The organism is Candidatus Moraniibacteriota bacterium (genome assembly GCA_026396275.1).
Classification (GTDB): Bacteria; Patescibacteriota; Minisyncoccia; order Moranbacterales; family JAPLXC01; genus JAPLXC01.
Window position 1 is genome coordinate 1 of record JAPLXC010000019.1, and the last position, 17,544, is coordinate 17,544.

14 protein-coding genes are annotated in these 17,544 nt (G+C 41.3%); all 14 read left to right on the forward strand.

Annotated features, from left to right (window positions below; all coding sequences use genetic code 11):
- Nucleotides 1-301 precede the first annotated feature (301 nt).
- The 14 genes from NT136_03930 (at nucleotide 302) to secA (ending at nucleotide 17,541) form a co-directional block, all read left to right on the forward strand.
- Complete coding sequence (locus NT136_03930) at nucleotides 302-856, forward strand: hypothetical protein (GenBank protein ID MCX6766078.1); 555 nt, start codon at nucleotides 302-304, stop codon at nucleotides 854-856.
- 103 nt (nucleotides 857-959) lie between these two features.
- A complete protein-coding gene (locus tag NT136_03935) occupies nucleotides 960-1,730 on the forward strand; it encodes a hypothetical protein (GenBank protein MCX6766079.1) in 771 nt (256 codons plus the stop codon).
- Between the two features lie 54 nt (nucleotides 1,731-1,784).
- Nucleotides 1,785-2,555: a hypothetical protein gene (locus NT136_03940; GenBank protein MCX6766080.1), complete on the forward strand. Its 771-nt coding sequence runs from the start codon at nucleotides 1,785-1,787 to the stop codon at nucleotides 2,553-2,555.
- A gap of 840 nt (nucleotides 2,556-3,395) precedes the next feature.
- Complete coding sequence (locus tag NT136_03945) at nucleotides 3,396-4,808, forward strand: sugar transferase (GenBank protein ID MCX6766081.1); 1,413 nt, start codon at nucleotides 3,396-3,398, stop codon at nucleotides 4,806-4,808.
- A 115-nt stretch (nucleotides 4,809-4,923) separates the two neighbouring features.
- Nucleotides 4,924-5,253 carry a KH domain-containing protein gene (locus tag NT136_03950; GenBank protein MCX6766082.1) on the forward strand — a complete coding sequence of 110 codons (330 nt, stop codon included), beginning with the start codon at nucleotides 4,924-4,926 and terminating at the stop codon, nucleotides 5,251-5,253.
- Between the two features lie 82 nt (nucleotides 5,254-5,335).
- Nucleotides 5,336-6,016 carry a tRNA (guanosine(37)-N1)-methyltransferase TrmD gene (trmD, locus tag NT136_03955; GenBank protein MCX6766083.1) on the forward strand — a complete coding sequence of 227 codons (681 nt, stop codon included), beginning with the start codon at nucleotides 5,336-5,338 and terminating at the stop codon, nucleotides 6,014-6,016.
- Between the two features lie 86 nt (nucleotides 6,017-6,102).
- Nucleotides 6,103-7,209 (forward strand): putative lipid II flippase FtsW, encoded by a 1,107-nt coding sequence (ftsW, locus tag NT136_03960; protein ID MCX6766084.1) that lies wholly within the window; start codon nucleotides 6,103-6,105, stop codon nucleotides 7,207-7,209.
- Between the two features lie 73 nt (nucleotides 7,210-7,282).
- Complete coding sequence (murG, locus tag NT136_03965; protein MCX6766085.1) at nucleotides 7,283-8,389, forward strand: undecaprenyldiphospho-muramoylpentapeptide beta-N-acetylglucosaminyltransferase; 1,107 nt, start codon at nucleotides 7,283-7,285, stop codon at nucleotides 8,387-8,389.
- A 60-nt stretch (nucleotides 8,390-8,449) separates the two neighbouring features.
- The gene (murC, locus tag NT136_03970; protein ID MCX6766086.1) at nucleotides 8,450-9,844 is read left to right on the forward strand and encodes a UDP-N-acetylmuramate--L-alanine ligase; all 1,395 of its coding nucleotides are present in this window, start codon (nucleotides 8,450-8,452) and stop codon (nucleotides 9,842-9,844) included.
- Between the two features lie 112 nt (nucleotides 9,845-9,956).
- Entirely contained in the window at nucleotides 9,957-12,728 is a 2,772-nt protein-coding gene (locus tag NT136_03975; GenBank protein ID MCX6766087.1) for a cation-transporting P-type ATPase, read from the forward strand.
- 42 nt (nucleotides 12,729-12,770) lie between these two features.
- Nucleotides 12,771-13,700, forward strand: a complete 930-nt coding sequence (gene murB, locus NT136_03980; GenBank protein MCX6766088.1) for a UDP-N-acetylmuramate dehydrogenase — start codon at nucleotides 12,771-12,773, stop codon at nucleotides 13,698-13,700.
- Nucleotides 13,701-13,793: 93 nt separating this feature from the next.
- The gene (gene raiA, locus NT136_03985) at nucleotides 13,794-14,162 is read left to right on the forward strand and encodes a ribosome-associated translation inhibitor RaiA (GenBank protein MCX6766089.1); all 369 of its coding nucleotides are present in this window, start codon (nucleotides 13,794-13,796) and stop codon (nucleotides 14,160-14,162) included.
- Nucleotides 14,163-14,309: 147 nt separating this feature from the next.
- The gene (locus NT136_03990) at nucleotides 14,310-14,687 is read left to right on the forward strand and encodes a hypothetical protein (protein MCX6766090.1); all 378 of its coding nucleotides are present in this window, start codon (nucleotides 14,310-14,312) and stop codon (nucleotides 14,685-14,687) included.
- A gap of 184 nt (nucleotides 14,688-14,871) precedes the next feature.
- Nucleotides 14,872-17,541, forward strand: coding sequence for a preprotein translocase subunit SecA (gene secA / locus NT136_03995; GenBank protein MCX6766091.1), 2,670 nt, complete (start codon nucleotides 14,872-14,874; stop codon nucleotides 17,539-17,541).
- The last annotated feature ends 3 nt before the right edge of the window (nucleotides 17,542-17,544 follow it).

Sequence of the window (17,544 nt, forward strand, 5' to 3'; positions counted from 1 at the left end):
GGCTCAATTCGGAGCGGAAAAGAAAACCCACGCCTGGTTTGTTTCTTATGCTCCTTATGATGATCCGCAAATCGCGCTAGTGGTGCTGGTGGAAGGGGGAGGAGAAAGCACCTCCAGCGCTTTGCCGGTGACGAAAGAAGTATACCAGTGGTATTTTGGTGGAAGGGAGTAATTAAAAAATTAGAAAAGGTGCTATAATCCGAGCATGAAATTAAAAAAAATCCTGAAAAGGGGATTAAAAAAGTTATGAAATTTTTAAAAGATAAATAAGCAAAAAATTCGGCTAGCGAATAAATAAATAATGGGACAAGGAGAAATTCTAGAGAAACTAAATAAAGAGTTAGAAAGAGATATTAAAAACGAGTGTCAGGTTGTTTATATTTTGTCTCGAATTAGAAAAATTTTAGAAATTAAAAATCAGAAAGATAAATACGAACTTCTTAATTTTTATTGTAACTGGTCATTGCATGTTAATTTGAAATATAAAAATACAACGCAATTTATATCAAAAATGTTCGATCAATATATTGAATTTACGAAAAGTGAGAAGGATATTGCTCGCGAAATGAAATCTAATCATGCCGATTTTTTTAAGCTCAATGATTTAAAAAACGAGCTAAGGAAATTTTTTGAAGTCCATGATTTGCCATTAAACTTAGTAGATAAAAACAAATATTGGATTACTTTTATAAAGTTGCTTCTGGAAATAATTGAAGAATGTCCAGTTATTTGTATTAAAAGTTCAAAGAAAATAGAAAGATTGACCCTGATAAAAAATAAAAAAGGAGATTATTGTTATAAATTTAATTTGATTAATTTAAGGCATAAACCAATCATAAAATTAAAGTTCAAATAAAATAATATCTAAAAAAATTTTTAGGCAGCGTGCCAGCCTTGTTGGCACAAAATCCGGTGGGGGAAAATATCTTTTCTAAAAAAGTTATTGCTAAATAAAATTTATGGATCCATTATCAATTTTGTCTGCAGTTCCAACTATCTGGGATTTTTTTAGACGATTACTAAAAGCGTTACCTAAGGCGATTACCTCCCATAGTCTTAAAAAGTTTTTTGGTAAGCATTTTTTTGATAATAAAAAAATCTATCTGGTACTTGATACATACAGAGATTCACGACCCAGAACAGACAATCGTTATTATAAGGATTACCCGAATAGAGGAAAAGGACGACAGCCTCTTATAGGTGGTGATATAATTTATGGAACATTTGCTCCCAAATTCGTATCTTTATTTGAGTCAAAATTTTCTGATTTCCGCAAGGGTCAATTTAATGTTGTGATAGACGAAGAGGTAGACACGGTTATGGATGCTACACTAGTTTGTTATGGGAGTTCAGATTCAAATCTTAAAACATTTGATATTGAAAAAGAGTATGGCGGGAAATATTACGAATTCGTTTTTGGGAATAATAGACGGAGAGCTTTTAAAATGAAAGGTAGAATTTTTGAATTTAAACAAGGTACTCCCGCTAAAGATAGAGCAGTATTGCTAAAGATAAAGAATCCAAACGATAAAGAACATTCCTTAATTGTTTGCGCTGGACTTTCTGAATGGGGATCTCTTGCGGCTGCATACTATTTAGTTAATAATTGGCGAACGCTTTATAAGGATTACAAACAGAAAAACTTCTGCTTACTTTTTGAGATTACCTATGGTCAATTCGAAAATGCAAATGTTTTAGAAAGAATTACAGAGGAAGATATTGATAAATGAAATCACTTGAGGACTGTCCTCGCCTCGGCCATTTTATAAAAAAATGTTATAAAGATGAAACAACTAGAATTTGAAGGAGAATTAAAATGGATTTCTCCGAACAAAATTATCAAAGAGGGTGGCTATAATGTGGATAATGAAGTGGCTAGTTTTTTTATAGGATTCGGGGTTATTTTTAATGACCTAAAAGATCTAATTTTATTTGAACAATTGCTCATTAATAATTATCGTAAACCGAAGGAAAAAAAGGCGTCTGTTCACTCAGGAAGTTATAATGGAATAATTGTTCATATAAACAAATTAATAGCCAGTACTATTCATGAATTTTTTAAATTTTTGAATAAAAATAAAAAAATTTTAGGCACAAGAGAGTTTAACGAAATATTAAATAAGCTTCCCGCAGAAGAAAAAATAATATGGAATGGACTTGTTGCTGCCTCTCAGGGTAATTTGTTAAAGGCCTTAAATTTTTTAAAAACTATCGTCCGTATTAGAAGTAATATAGCTTTTCATTATGATCATTCTGGAAAAATTTTAAAAAGAGGATATAAAAGTCGATTTTTTGGTGAATATAAAGATGATAGTAATAAATGTGCTTATTATTCTATAGGGGATAAAATCGAACTTACTAGATTTTTCTTTGCTGACGCGGTTGTTGAAGAATCTCTATTTATCGAAGCAGGAAAGGAAGAGAAAAAGAAGTTTATAGAGGATATGAGCTTGATAAAATATCAAGCTCAATTAAGAGAGACTGTTAATGTTGTAACTAAAATTATAAAGCTTTTGTTGAAAAATTTTTTACAATCACGGCGTAACCGTCCGTGATTACGTAATTAATTACCCCGTAAAATCCGCGGCGGATCACTCGAGGACCGTCCTCGCTTCGGCCATCAAATCTAATAGTTGCTATGGATTGCGTACGCAATTTATAAGAGTCATTAAGTTTTTTATCTACGTAGATACCTATGTAGATCCGAAACTTGGCCGGCCCCGGGAGAGCTGGGTTTTTTTGGTTTCTTTAAGCCCTTGACAAAACGCCTAATTTGACTATAATATTGATGTTTTGAATGGAATTGGTATAATAATAGCGTGTTCTTTTTAGGTCTAATACTCATCAAGGCAAGCTGGGCAATTACTCTTCTGCAGGGTTCTGCAGCGGGGAGGAAAGTCCGGACATTCGGTCCCGCTTTGGCGGGACAAGGGTAGCGGGTAACGCCCGTCTAGAGTAATCTAAGAGGTGCGAGCAGAAACGCCGCGTGGCGAAAGCTTTACGCGGGGACCCCATCCCAAGCTAGGTGGTCCAACTCCGCTATAGGGATAAAAAGGCGGAGATGAAACGGCTAAATCCTTACCTGAATGCAAGGTCGTACTGCCAATGCTTTGCGTTGGCTTTGTGCCGCTAGAGCTCCGCAGTAATGCGGAGTCGAGATTAATGATTGCCACCGATGTGTTCACCTTGATGTCACCCCAGCACCTTTTCCGGGTATAAATTTACCTATAATGGAAACTTGTTTCACGGAACGGCTTCGCCTGAACAGGAAATGATATGAAATTTGTACTTAGAAAAGGTGCGGGGTGCTCAATGTGTTACCGAAATTAAAATTTCGAACACATTGGCACAGAATCCGGCTTATGGCTTGTCTTGATAAGTATTGGACTTAATTTATGAAAAAGTCAGAATTATTTTTTAGCGCGTTTCAGGTGCCAGTGGACTTTGCAATGATTATTCTGGCGGCAATCACCGCTTTTGCCATCCGCGACATTCCCCAGATTTTGGCGCTCAAACCCAAACTGTATAATTTTCCCTTTGAGAGCTACGTTGAAATTGCACTTTTAGTAGCTCCTTTTTTTATTCTTATTTACGCCTTGGAAGGGCTTTATGACATCCGGTCAACCAGGAAAATTTGGAAAGAAATAGTAAAGGTCTTCGTAGCCACTTCAATCGGCCTGGTCATAATTATTGTTGCCATATTTCTTAAGCGCGAATGGTTTTCTTCGCGTTTTATAATTTTAGCCGGCTGGTTTTTTATGGTCGTTTATGTCGTGATAGCCAGATTTATTCTCCAAAATATCCAGAAGGTGCTTTTGGTTAAAAAAGGAATTGGCATCCACCGGGTGCTTCTCATTGGCCGCAACGGTAAAATTGATGAAATTGGCAGAGTGATAAAGGAAAAGCCAAAGCTGGGTTATAAAATTGTCGGGCAGATTGATACCGGAAGCGTGAAGGCGGTGAAGCAAATTCGCGGGGCTGAGGGAGTAGATGAAATTATCGTCTGCGATCCGACGCTTACCGATGCCGAGCAGGAAAAATTGGTTGATTATTGCGCGATCAATAACGTTTCCTATAAATTTATTCCCACTACTCTCCAGACATCTCAGCTGGAAATCGGGATGCTGGACGGCGAGCCCATTATTGAGGTTCAGCATACTCCTTTGGAAGGGTGGGGAAGGATACTCAAAAGAATCTTTGACATTGCGGGATCAGCCGCACTGATTATTATTTTCTCTCCGGTTATGATTGTTACGGCCATAATTATTTGGCTTGAGGGAGAGGGGCCGATTATTTATAAGAACGAACGGATAGGAAACGACGGGAAAAAATTTTACGCCTGCAAATTCCGCTATATGAAATGGCGTTACAGCATCCATCGTGACAATCCGAATTTAAAAGAAGCGCTTGAATACGAACAAGAACTAATCAGGGAACGGAGCGTCCGCCAGGGACCCCTTTATAAAATCAAAAACGACCCTCGCAAGACCACTTTTGGAAAATTTATTGAAAAGTATTCTATTGACGAACTCCCGCAATTTTTTAATGTATTAAAAGGCGACATGAGCTTGGTTGGGCCGCGCCCCCATCAGGAAAGGGAAGTGGAAAAATACCGCGAATATCACCGCCGGCTGCTCACCATCAAACCGGGGATAACCGGCATGGCGCAAGTGGCGGGCCGGTCCGATCTTGATTTCGAGGACGAATATAAAATGGATGTCTATTACATTGAAAACTGGTCGCTGTGGCTGGATATCCAGCTTTGCCTGAAAACCGTCGGAGTGATTTTCAGAAGGAGGAAAAATTGAAGTTGACAATTTTCAAAAGATTAGTTATAATAGGCGATGAGAGATTGCGAAAAGGAAGGTTTAGTCAACCTTTCGGTCATTCCACTCTCCGTAATCAGTAATAATCAGTACTAATATGGCGAAAGAGAGCTATACTGATCAGGAATTCCTTGAGTACACCGTGAAGTTGCTCGTGGACACTCCTGACGCAGTAAAAGTCGAAAGAAAGATTGATGAAATGGGAGTACTCATCACACTCCAGGTCGATCCCAAGGACATGGGTATGGTCATCGGTCGAGAAGGTGCGACCGCCAAGGCCCTGCGAACAATCCTCCGAGTTATCGGCGCAAGAAACAATGCCCGTGTTAACCTCAAGATCAATGAGCCGGAAGGATCCGAGCGACCTAATCGCAGTCAAGAAGGAAGAAAAAGCATAGAAGATGTGGTCGGAGACATAAAGATTTAAAATGCTTTGAATCATTTTCTTTTAGCAAAAAAGCCACAACCGTGGCTTTTTTGTTTCGGGAAAGCGTGATATTATTAGGAATATGAAAGTAAAATTTCACATAATTACCCTGTTTCCTCAAATGTTTGAAGGGTATTTTTCCCATTCGATTTTGAAAAAAGCCGAGAAAAAAGGCCTTATTGACGTTAAGGTTTATAACCTGCGCGATTACACTGCCGACAAACACCGCACAGCCGACGATACGCCGTACGGCGGGGGAGCCGGGATGGTGTTGAAAATTGAACCGATTTATAGATGCGTGCAAGATTTAAAATCAAAAATCAAAAATCAAAAATCAAAATTAAGGATAGCTTTGTTCTCTGCTAAGGGAAAGAAATATACACAAAAGGAAGCTGAAAGATTGGTAAAGTATAATGACCTAATACTGATTTGCGGCAGGTATGAAGGAGTAGATGAGCGGGTAGCCAAATACATTGCTGATGAGGAAATTTCAATTGGCGATTATGTATTGACTGGAGGAGAAATCCCAGCGATGATTTTGGTTGATTCAATAGCCCGCCTAATACCCGGGGTCTTAAGCAATACAGAAAGCTTGAAAAGCGAGTCGCACAGTAACGAGGGATACCTGGAATATCCACAATACACCAAGCCCGAAAATTTTCGCGGCTGGAAGGTGCCGAAAATTTTGCTAAGCGGAAATCATAAGAGGATCGAGGAATGGAGAATTAAAAGTTCAAAAATTAAAATTCAAAAATCAAAATGACATATCAAAGTGTAAAAAGAATAAAATCATTTTTTATTTTACATTGTCATTTTGCATTTTGATATTTACATTTTGCATTAATGGTCATGTCTCAAAATCAGCCCGACAAAAAACTGCTTTTCACCGTCTTTGCACTGATAATATTTGGTTTAGTTATGATCGCCAGCGCCGGGGTGGTGTATTCGCAAACCCGCTTTGGCGACCAGTATTATTTCTTCAAGCATCAGCTTTTTTTTGGCGTTATTCCCGGACTGGTGGCGCTTTATATTTTCCAGAAAATTGACTATCATTTTTGGAAAAAGATGGCAACGCCCTTTTTCATTCTTTCCCTGGTCTTGCTGGTCTTAGTGTTTGTTCCCGGCATTGGAGCCAAGGCCTACGGCGCCAGCCGCTGGATTCAATTAGGTTCATTTTCCTTTCAGCCGGCAGAGATGATGAAATTGGCAATCGTGCTTTACTTGGCGGCCTGGCTGGAAAGCCGCGGATGGAGAAAGGCAAGGGATTTTTTTGAAGGTCTTCTGCCCTTTTTGGTTATCATGGGTGCTGTGGGCTTTCTGATTATTAAACAGCCAAATATAGGCACATTGGGAGTAATTATCCTGACTTCCCTTACTATTTATTTCATTGCCGGAGCGCGGCTCTCTCATATGATCTCTCTAATTTCCGCCGGGGTGCTGCTTTTGGTAGTTCTTGTTAAAATAGCGCCTTATCGTTTTAGCCGCTTTCTTGTCTTTCTCAATCCCCAGCTTGATCCCCGAGGAATCGGATATCAGATCAATCAGGCGCTTTTAGCCATTGGCTCGGGAGGGATTTTTGGACTAGGACTGGGACATAGCCGCCAAAAGTTTAATTATCTTCCCGAGCCAACTGGGGATTCAATTTTTGCTATAATAGGAGAAGAGTTAGGCATTATTGGAGCGGGTCTAATTATCCTCCTTTTTGTTGCTCTGGCTTTTCGGGGATTAAAGATTGCCGCCAGTGCTCCTGATAATTTTGGAAGGTTAGCAGCCGGCGGAGTTACTGCTTGGATTGTTATTCAGGCCTTTGTTAACATTTCAGCCATCACGGGAATTATTCCGCTTACGGGCATTCCGTTGCCGTTTATCAGCTACGGCGGAACCTCACTGATGTTCGTAATGGCAGGGGTCGGGATATTGCTTAATATTTCAAAACAAGCAAAAATGGAATCATAAGTCATGAGTTATGAATTATGGACAGGGAGAAATATTCCTAATTCATAATTCCTAATTCATAATTCAAAAATATATGCGTATTGTTCTAACCGGCGGCGGAACAGGCGGGCACATATTTCCTCTTGTTGCCGTAGCCCAAGAGTTAAGAAAAAAACTGAGGGAAGAAGCAGAGATTCTCTACGTGGGGTCGCGGGGAGAATTGGAAAAGGAGGTTATGGTCAAAGAAGGGATCCCGGCCAAGCACGTTTTGAGCGGCAAAAAGCGGCGTTATTTTTCGCTGCAGAACTTTTTGGATTTTTTTAAAATCCCCCTTGGATTTATTCAGTCGCTCTGGATACTTCTTTGGTATATGCCGGATGTAGTTTTTTCCAAAGGAGGATATGCGTCTATTCCAGTAGTGCTGGCGGCCTGGCTCTACCGCATTCCGGTAATGATTCACGAGTCCGACGCGGTTCCCGGAACCGCTAATCAGATACTGGCCAAATTTTCCCAGCGGATAGCCGCGGCCTATCCTTCAGCGGAGCAGTACTTTCCGCACTCCCAAGTGGTGCTTACCGGCAATCCGGTCCGCTCTGAAGTGTCCAAAGGAAGTGCTCATTCCGCCCGGACGAAATTTGAATTTACTGAATCAAAACCTGTGATATTGGTAATGGGAGGAAGCCAGGGAGCTCAAATCATCAATCGGGCAATTGTTAAAATTCTTCCGCGTCTTTTGGAGCGCGCTCAAGTTGTTCATCAGACCGGAGAAAAAAATTATGATGAAGTGGTTCATTTAGCGGCAGAATACGGAATTAAAGCGGGAAGAGAGGGATACGCGCCGGTAAGATTTTTAGGCATAGATGACTTAAAAAATGTTTACGCGGCAGCCATGCTTGTCGTCAGCCGGGCGGGAGCTAATTCCATCGCTGAAATTGCCGCCAATGGAAAAACGGCTGTTCTTGTTCCTCTGGAAAATTCTGCCAATGATCATCAGCGAATGAATGCTTATGAAATTGCGCGGATTGGTGGTGCGCTGGTGCTGGAAGAAACTAACTTAGGCGAAAATATTTTACTGGATAAAATAATAATGCTTTTGGACGATGAAGAGTTGCGAGGCGCGATGGGCCAAAAAATTCGCGTTTTCCATCACTCCGATGCGGCGGAAAAAATCGCGGACGGGTTAATTGAACTAGTTCACTAATGAATCGCGAATGGCAAAACAATATTCGCGAATATAGTTTTAACATTTGCGCTGATTCGCATGTTTAATTTATCAAAAATCAAGAAAGCTTATCTTATCGGCATCAAAGGAGCCGGCATGACCGCCGTGGCGCAGATTTTGAAATCGCGCGGTATTGAAATTTCCGGTTCGGATACCAGTGAAAAATTTTACACTGATGAAATTTTAAAAAGCAACCGCATCCCTTTTGTGGAAAAATTTTCGGCTGAAAATGTGCCCAGTGATAACGATGTTATTATTTACTCCACCGCCTATTTGGAGAAAAATAATCCGGAGATGGCAAGAGCAAAAAAACTGGCTATTCCGCTAGTGAGTTATCCAGAAGTATTAGGAATGTTATTTCAAGAGAAAATAGGGATTGCTGTTTGCGGCACTCACGGAAAAACAACAACCACGGCAATGCTTGCTGAATGTCTGCGCCTGGCGGGGGCAGAGCCAAGCGCCATTGTAGGAAGCAAAGTTATTGGATGGGGAGGAGGAGCGCTTTCCGGAAAAGGCCGGTATTTCGTGGCCGAGGCGGACGAATATCAGAATAAATTCCAGTATTACAATCCTTTTGCGGTAGTGCTCACCAGCGTTGATTGGGATCACCCGGATTTCTTCCCGACATTTACCGAATATAAAAGCGTTTTTGAAAACTTCGTGGCCAAAATTCCGCGCCACGGATTTTTGGTTTCCTGGGGAGACAGTTCAGATGTTTTAGATATCGTGAAAGAGGCTGAGTGCCAAGTGTTGAAATACGGATTTAGAGAAGATAATGACATAATTATATCAAATATCAAATATCAAATATCAAAATCCGGACAAAACATTCAAGTTTTTGAAATTACTCAAAATGATAATCTGCTGGGAAGTTTTGAAATACAGCTTATTGGGAAACACAACATTCTCAACGCCGCGGCGGCTGTCGCCACTTGCCATAAATTAAATATTGATATTGATAAAGTACGCAAGGCGCTTAGAAATTTCCAGGGAACGGCGCGGCGTTTTGAGCATATTGGTAAAAAAAACAGCGCGATTTTGATAGATGATTACGCCCATCATCCGGAGGAAATAAAAGTTACCCTGAAAGCCGCGCGGGAAATTTATCCGGGAAAAAACATCATCACCGTTTTTCATCCTCACACATATACGCGCACTAAGGCGCTGCTTTCCGAATTTTCTCAAAGTTTTGATGATGCTAATAAAGTTATAGTCATTGACATTTACGGCAGCGCGCGCGAAATTCAGGGAGGAGTTTCCTCAAAAGAGCTGGTTGATCTGATAAATAAATACGATCACGACAAAGCCGAATATATTCCGACGATTAATGAAGTTATTGATAATTTAAAAGATGCGCTTGGCGAAAATGATGTTGTGATTTCCATGGGAGCGGGGGATGTTTGGAAGGTAACTTCAGGTTTGCGAACTAACTGACAGATGTTAAAACATATCAGCAGGTGTTTACTACCGTATAACAGTATACGGTAGTAAGGGTAAATTATTATTTATTGGATCTTCAATTTAATTCGAGATGATAATGTATAAAATGCAAAAGCGTATCTATAATTTAACTCCCGAAGAAGTATTGAAGAAATTCAATGCTTCTTTAAATGGTCTTTCAGAAGAAGAATTAAAAGCGCGGCTTAAAATTTACGGCTGGAATCAGATTGAAAAAAAAGCGCGGTGGAAGTGGCTGAAACTCATCTTTAATCAATTTAACGACGCACTGGTTTTGATCTTGCTAGTCGCGGCGTTTTTGGCGCTGCTTTTTCATGAATACCGCGACGTAACGATAATTTTGATTATCGTTTTTATTAACGCGCTCATCGGATTTTTCCAGGAATTCAAGGCCGAGCGCATCTTGGATAGCATTAAAAAGTTTACCACTGATAAGGCACTGGTGATTCGCGGCAGCATAAAAAAGGAAATTGACTCGCGCTGGATAGTGCCAGGAGACATAATTTTTTTAACAGCGGGTGATAATATTCCGGCCGACGGTTATCTTCTGGAAAGCTACGGACTGCGCGTCAACAGTTTCATTTTTACCGGTGAGTCAAAACCGGAAACAAAGTCCTCCAAAGTTCTAGCGGATGAGAACATAGTATTGGCCGATGTTGACAACATGATTTTTATGGGTGAAACCGTGACGACAGGAGAAGGAAGATTTGTCGTGACTGCAACAGGAATGAATACAGAACTGGGAAAAATTGCAGGCCTTACCCAGAAAGTGAAAGACGAGTTGACACCGCTTCAGAAACAAATGCGAAAACTGGGCAAGGACGTCACTATTTTGGCAGTGCTCATTGGGATATTGGTAATGATCGCCGGCCAATATTTCAAATTATCATTATATGAAAACTTCCTGTTTGCTTTAGCGCTTGCCGTTTCGGTAGTGCCGGAAGGACTTCCAGCAGCGATTTCAGTGGCTCTTTCACTGGGAATGAAACGCCTGCTCAAGAGCAATGTTTTAGCCAAAAAGCTGAACGCTGTGGAAACACTGGGGTCAGTTTCTGCGATTTGCACCGACAAAACCGGAACAATTACCAAAAATGAATTGACGGTAACGAAAATTATAATTGACAACCGAATTATTAATGTAACTGGCGAGGGCTATAAACCGGAAGGAAAATTCAGCATTAACGGAAAAATAATTAATGCTCAGGAAATAAGAAATTTTGATTTGCTTTTTAAAATCGGAACGCTTTGCAACGACGCTAGTTTAGTGAAAGAAAATGGCACCTATAAAATCCTGGGCGATCCGACAGAAGGAGCAATAATTGTAGCCGGCAAGAAATTTAATCCAAAGGATGGCATATACGAAATCGGCGAGTATAAGATTAATGAAAATCCCTTCTCTCCCGAGCGGCGAAAAATGAGTGTAGTATTCCGGAATAAAAACACAGTTTCTTATGTCAAAGGATCGCCGGATGTGATGCTGGATTTGTGTGTTCAAAAAATGGCTGGCGATAAAATAGTTGGGTTTACCCAAGAGGAGAAAGAAAAAGTGAAAGCAATTTATAATGAAATGTCTTCCCGGGCGCTTCGCGTTCTTGCTTTTGCTTATAGGAATTTAGATGAGTTTCCTGAAAATAAGTACCTTGAGGAAAGTGAGAGAAATTTAATCTGGGTTGGCATGATGACTATGATTGATCCGCCGCGGAGAGATGTAGCGCGGGCAATCGGACAATGCAGAAGTATGGGAATTAGAGTAATTATGATTACGGGGGATTATGAAGTGACGGCGCGGGCGATTGCCGAGCAAATAAAACTTATAAACAGAGAAACTGAGCAACTAAGCAACGATAATCTGGTTATTAATGGAAAAACATTAAACACATTAAGCGACAAGGAAATTTATAATAAAATTAAAAACGGCGCGCGTGTTTTTGCCAGAATTGCCCCGGAACAAAAACTGCGAATTGCCAATATTTTGAAAAACAACCATGAAGTTATTGCGATGACCGGAGACGGCGTTAATGATGCGCCGGCGCTCAAGCGCGCCGACATTGGAGTGGCAATGGGGATTATTGGCACGGATGTTTCCAAAGAAGCTTCAGATATGATTTTATTAGATGATAATTTTGCTTCTATTGTGGAAGGAATAAAAGAGGGGCGCACTATATTTCAAAATCTCAAAAAATTTGTTCATTATGTTTTTACCTCGAATGGAAGCGAATTGTTTACTGTGGTGTTTGGAGTTTTGCTGGGCATTCCATCGCCAATAACCGCCATTCAAATTTTAGCCACCGATCTCGGAACCGATATTTTTCCATCTTTTTCGCTAGGCATTGAGCCGGCCGAGCCGGATCTGCCGGCTCGCCTCGATAAGACCGAGTCGGAGCAGGCTGCCGGAGAAAAAAATAAAATAATAAGCAGCAAGCAAAAAGTGATGACATGGAAAGGTTTTCGGAGGATAATTTATATAGGAGTGATTATGGCAACGGGGGCAGTAGCGGCATTTGTCTGGTCTATGCTTCGGGGCGGCTGGTACTTTGGAGAATCAATCGTGTCCGATTCTTTGCTCTATATACAATCTACAACCGCGGCCTACGCGGTCATATCCATGACTCAAATGGCAAATCTTTTACAATCCCGAAGTGAAAACTTGTCGCCTTTTAAACTAGGATTTTTTAAAAATAAATACGCCATCGGCGCGATATTTATTTCTGTCGGAATTCTGCTATCCTTTATATATCTTCCATTTTTCCAAAAATATCTCCACATGCATCCGATTGTGTGGCAGGACTGGCTGATTGTCATTGTAACCACCCTTTTGGTATTTTTATGGGAAGAAGCAAGGAAAGCAGAGGAGCGTTAAATTGCTATATGGTTAAATTGTTACATTGTTGAAAGTTTTTTTATGCTGGAAATTAAAAAAAATGTTTTAATGAAAAATTATACCACCTTCCGCATCGGCGGACCGGCGAAGTTTTTCGCGGAGGTAAAAAGTAAGGAAGAGCTACTTGAAGCGTTAAAATATGCAAAGGATAATAAGCTTGATTTTTTTATCCTTGGCGGGGGCAGTAATTTACTAGTGAGCGACAAAGGATTCAGTGGGATTGTAATTAAAATACATGATACATCATACATGATACATAATACTTTGATAAAATGTGACGCCGGAATTCCACTCGCGCTTGTTGTTAATTTAGCCACACAAAATAGTTTATCCGGCATGGAATGGGCGGCGGGGATTCCGGGAACAATCGGTGGAGCTATAAGAGGCAACGCAGGAGCGTTTGGGGGTTGTGTGGCGGATGTGATTGACACAGTCAAGGCCTTGGATACTAACAACTTACAACCTGTAACCTACCGCAAAGAAGATTGCCAGTTTAAATATAAAAACAGCATTTTTAAGCAAGATCCGAATCTGATAATTATGTCGGCAATAATTAAACTGCAATCAGGAAATAAAGAGGAGAGCCAAAGGAAGATTCAGGAAATTATTGCTAAAAGATCAACCCGGCATCCTTTGGACTTGGGAAGCGCCGGGTCGTTTTTTATGAATCCGGTGGTGGCAAGTGAAGAATTATGTAAGAAATTTGAAGAGGAAAGTGGCAGCTGCTGTGAAGGGAGAAGAATTCCAGCCGCCTGGCTTGTTGATCAGTCAGGTCTCAAGGGCAAAAAAATCGGCGGAGCAATGGTAAGTGAAAAACACACCGGCTTCATTGTTAACACTGGTAACGCTACTGCTGAAGATGTTATAATACTGGTAAGTTTAATTAAGCAGCAGGTGAGGGATAAATTCGGGGTGGAGTTAATAGAAGAAGTACAGTATCTCGGGTTCTAGTCTTTACGAATTACGAATTTTGTACGAATATACAAATATTTTTTTAATTAGTATATTAGTATTTGATTAGTAATTAGTAAAAATTTACTCAATATGACAGTTGAAGACATGAAGTTTATGCGCTTATTTTTTAAAGGCGTGAAGATCGACGAGCGCACGGAAGAATATATTAGAAAGCGGCTGGCAACTATTCAGCGGTTTCTCCCTAAAATTTTGCGGGCAGAAGTTGAAATAGACCTTGATAAAAAAGGAAAATTTCGAGTGGAGGTGATGTTAAAAACACCATATCGGCTATACCGGGCTGAAGATATAACTGAAAGCATCGAGGGCTCTGTTGATTCTGTCGCAGAGGATCTCAGGACTCAGATTAATCGAAGCAAAGATCGTCTAATATCACTTCGTCGCCGCGGCGGGCGGTCTATCAAGAAAAAAGCGGTGATTGACGAAAACGCGCGGTTTTGAGTATATATCGAGGTTCAACCCCCATAATTTACTGTGCTGTGCATAACCTGAATTTTGCCAATTTTTTCGTGGTAAAATAGAGAATAGCTAATAATAACCAACTTTACTTCCATATTACCTAATATGGTAGCAGAACAAAAAACAAATATGCAAACCCAAATCAAAACCTGGCTGGGAGTGGTAATTATTATCATCTTGGCCATCACTGCGGGTGTATTTGTCTGGCTGGCGCAGAAGAATCAACCGGAAATAATTTCGCCTCCGATACAGCCACCGATTAGCAAGAACCAGAAATTCTGCACCCAGGAAGCAAAAATTTGCTCCGACGGAACCTCCGTCGGCCGCACCGGACCCAACTGCGAATTCGCGCCGTGTCCCAGTGAGACGAATTGTGCCAAAGAAGGGGAAAGCATTGGAGCGGTATATCCAGGAGTGGTGCTAAAAGAGTGTTGCGATGGACTAACGCCGATTATTCCCAAAAACATAGTTGGCACGCAGGGAATCTGCACGAAGGTGAATAATTAAATTTCCACTTTCAAATTCACAAACTAGCACTACCATAGATATATGGAAGAAAATATAAAAGCCCCTCATCTTTGACCTGGGAGGCTTTTTTTGGTATGATTATTGGGTTATAATTGGTAGTGTCATCCCGAACTTAATTCAGGATCTAATTAGATTCCGGATCGAGTCCGGAATGACAAATTTCATTATGTCCCTATTTAAAAAAGTTTTTGGCTCTAATGAAAGAGAACTGAAAAAACTTCGGCCGCTAGTGGAAAAAATCAACGTGCTGGAGCCGGCTGTTAGCAAGCTTTCCGACGAAGAGCTGAAAAATAAAACAACTGAATTTAAAGAACGTTTAAATCCGCCAGCCAGTGGAGGCGAGGCGCTGGATGATTTGATTCCCGAGGCCTTTGCGGTAGTTCGTGAAGCCGCCAAACGTGTTATTGGCGAGCGGCATTTTGACGTGCAACTTATGGGCGGAATTGTGCTTCATCAAGGAAAAATCGCCGAGATGAAAACCGGTGAAGGAAAAACACTAGTATCAACGCTTTCGACATATTTAAACGCGCTTACCGGAAAGGGAGTGCATATCGTGACAGTCAATGATTATCTGGCCAAGCGTGACTGCAATTGGATGGGAGCAATATATCACGCTCTGGGAATTTCCACCGCCTGCATCGTTCATGACACCTCTTATCTTTATGAACCAAAAATTGTTGATGCCGATGAAGTAAGCGTGGAAATGGAAAACCTCAAACCCGTTTCGCGCCGCGAGGCCTACAGTGCCGATGTTACTTACGGAACCAATAATGAATTCGGTTTTGACTATCTTCGCGACAATATGGTTCCGGGTTTAGATCAAATGACCCAGAGAGAATTAAGCTACGCTATTGTGGATGAAGTGGATTCTATTTTAATTGACGAAGCGCGTACTCCTCTTATTATTTCCGCTCCCGACACGGAATCCACTAAGCTCTATCGTGAATTCGCGCGAATCGTTCCGCGGCTGAAAGTCAAAGATGACTACGAAGTGGATGAAAAAATGAAAGCGGTAACTCTCACTGAAAAAGGCATTACTAAAGTAGAAGAACTGCTGGGAATCGGAAATATTTACGAGCCGGGAAAAATAACTTATGTTCATCATCTGGAGCAGTCGCTAAAAGCCAATGTTATTTTCAAACTTGACCGCGATTACGTTGTGAAAGACGGGCAGGTGATTATCGTTGACGATTTCACGGGGCGCTTGATGCATGGCCGCCGCTACTCCGAAGGACTTCATCAGGCCATTGAGGCCAAAGAAGGAGTAGAGGTGCAAAAAGAATCGCGCACCTTGGCCACCATTACTTTTCAAAATTATTTCCGGATGTATGGAAAACTAGCGGGAATGACCGGAACAGCGGTAACCAGTGCGGAGGAGTTTTCCAAAGTGTACAAACTGGAGGTGATGGAAGTTCCAACCAACAAGCCAATGATCCGCAAGGATTTTCCTGACGTTGTGTACAAAAGCGAAGAGGGCAAATTCAAGGCGATTGTTGAGAAAATAAGGGAACTTCATCAGGCCGGCCAGCCGGTGCTGGTGGGAACCATCGCCATTGAAAAATCAGAGTATTTGAGCGAACTTCTTTCCCGGGAGGGAATTACGCATGAGGTTTTAAACGCCAAGCACCATGAAAAAGAAGCTAATATTGTGGCCAAAGCAGGGCAAAAAGGAGCAGTAACTATCGCCACTAACATGGCTGGGCGGGGTACTGATATTAAACTGGGAGAAGGCGTAAGAGAACTGGGCGGACTTTGCATAATTGGAACCGAACGCCATGAAGCCCGCCGGATTGATAACCAGTTGCGGGGACGCGCTGGCCGCCAAGGCGATCTGGGCGCGTCTCAATTTTACGCTTCGCTCGAAGATGAATTGATGCGCCGATTTGGCGGTGATAAGCTGCACAATATGATGAATACCCTAGGACTACCCGAAGATCAGCCGATTCAGAACGCCATTATTTCCAAATCAATCGAAAGTGCGCAGTCAAAAATAGAAGGATTTAACTTTGATATCCGCAAACACGTTTTGGATTATGACGATGTGATGAATAAGCAGCGCGAAGTTGTCTACAAAAAGCGACGCCAGATTCTTGAACTGGAGGAAACAAAAAACGAAATTTTCAACTTTCTTTCGGAGGAGCTGGAAAAAATTGTTTCCCTCTATTGTACCAAAGAGGATTACCAATGGAATACCGAAGGCATTATTGCGGAAGTCAGCACAATTTTTCCTCTTAACGGCGATGATAAAAAACAATTAGATATAATCCGGGACGATAAGTCAAAAGACGATGCCGAAAAAATCAATTCCCTGATTGAATATCTTTTAGGACAGGCGAAGAAAGTTTACAATCAAAAAGAGAAGGAAATTGGAGAAGAAACAATGCGCCAGGTTGAGAAAATGATAATTCTCCAAACAATCGACATGCTTTGGATGAACCATCTGGACGAGATTGATTATCTGCGCCAAGGGATAGGACTGCGCGGTTACGGCCAGAGAGATCCTTTGATTGAGTACAAAAGGGAAGCGTTCAATATGTTTTCCCACTTAATGGATAATGTCCGGTCCACCATTGTGCGGACAATATTCAGAATTAGCCCGGTCCGGCGGGAAGGCGAGCAGCGTGAATTAACGGAGCGGCAGAACTTACAGTTTAAGGGAGCAAATGATGCGGTAGAACAGTTTGGAGCGGCTAAGGAAATGCAGTCCTCTTCAGGCGGGGAAGCAAAAAGTGAAGCCAAACAGAAGCCAATTATAAATAAAAACAAAGTGGGCCGCAACGATCCCTGCCCGTGCGGGAGTGGCAAAAAGTATAAGAAGTGTTGTGGAGCGTAGGGA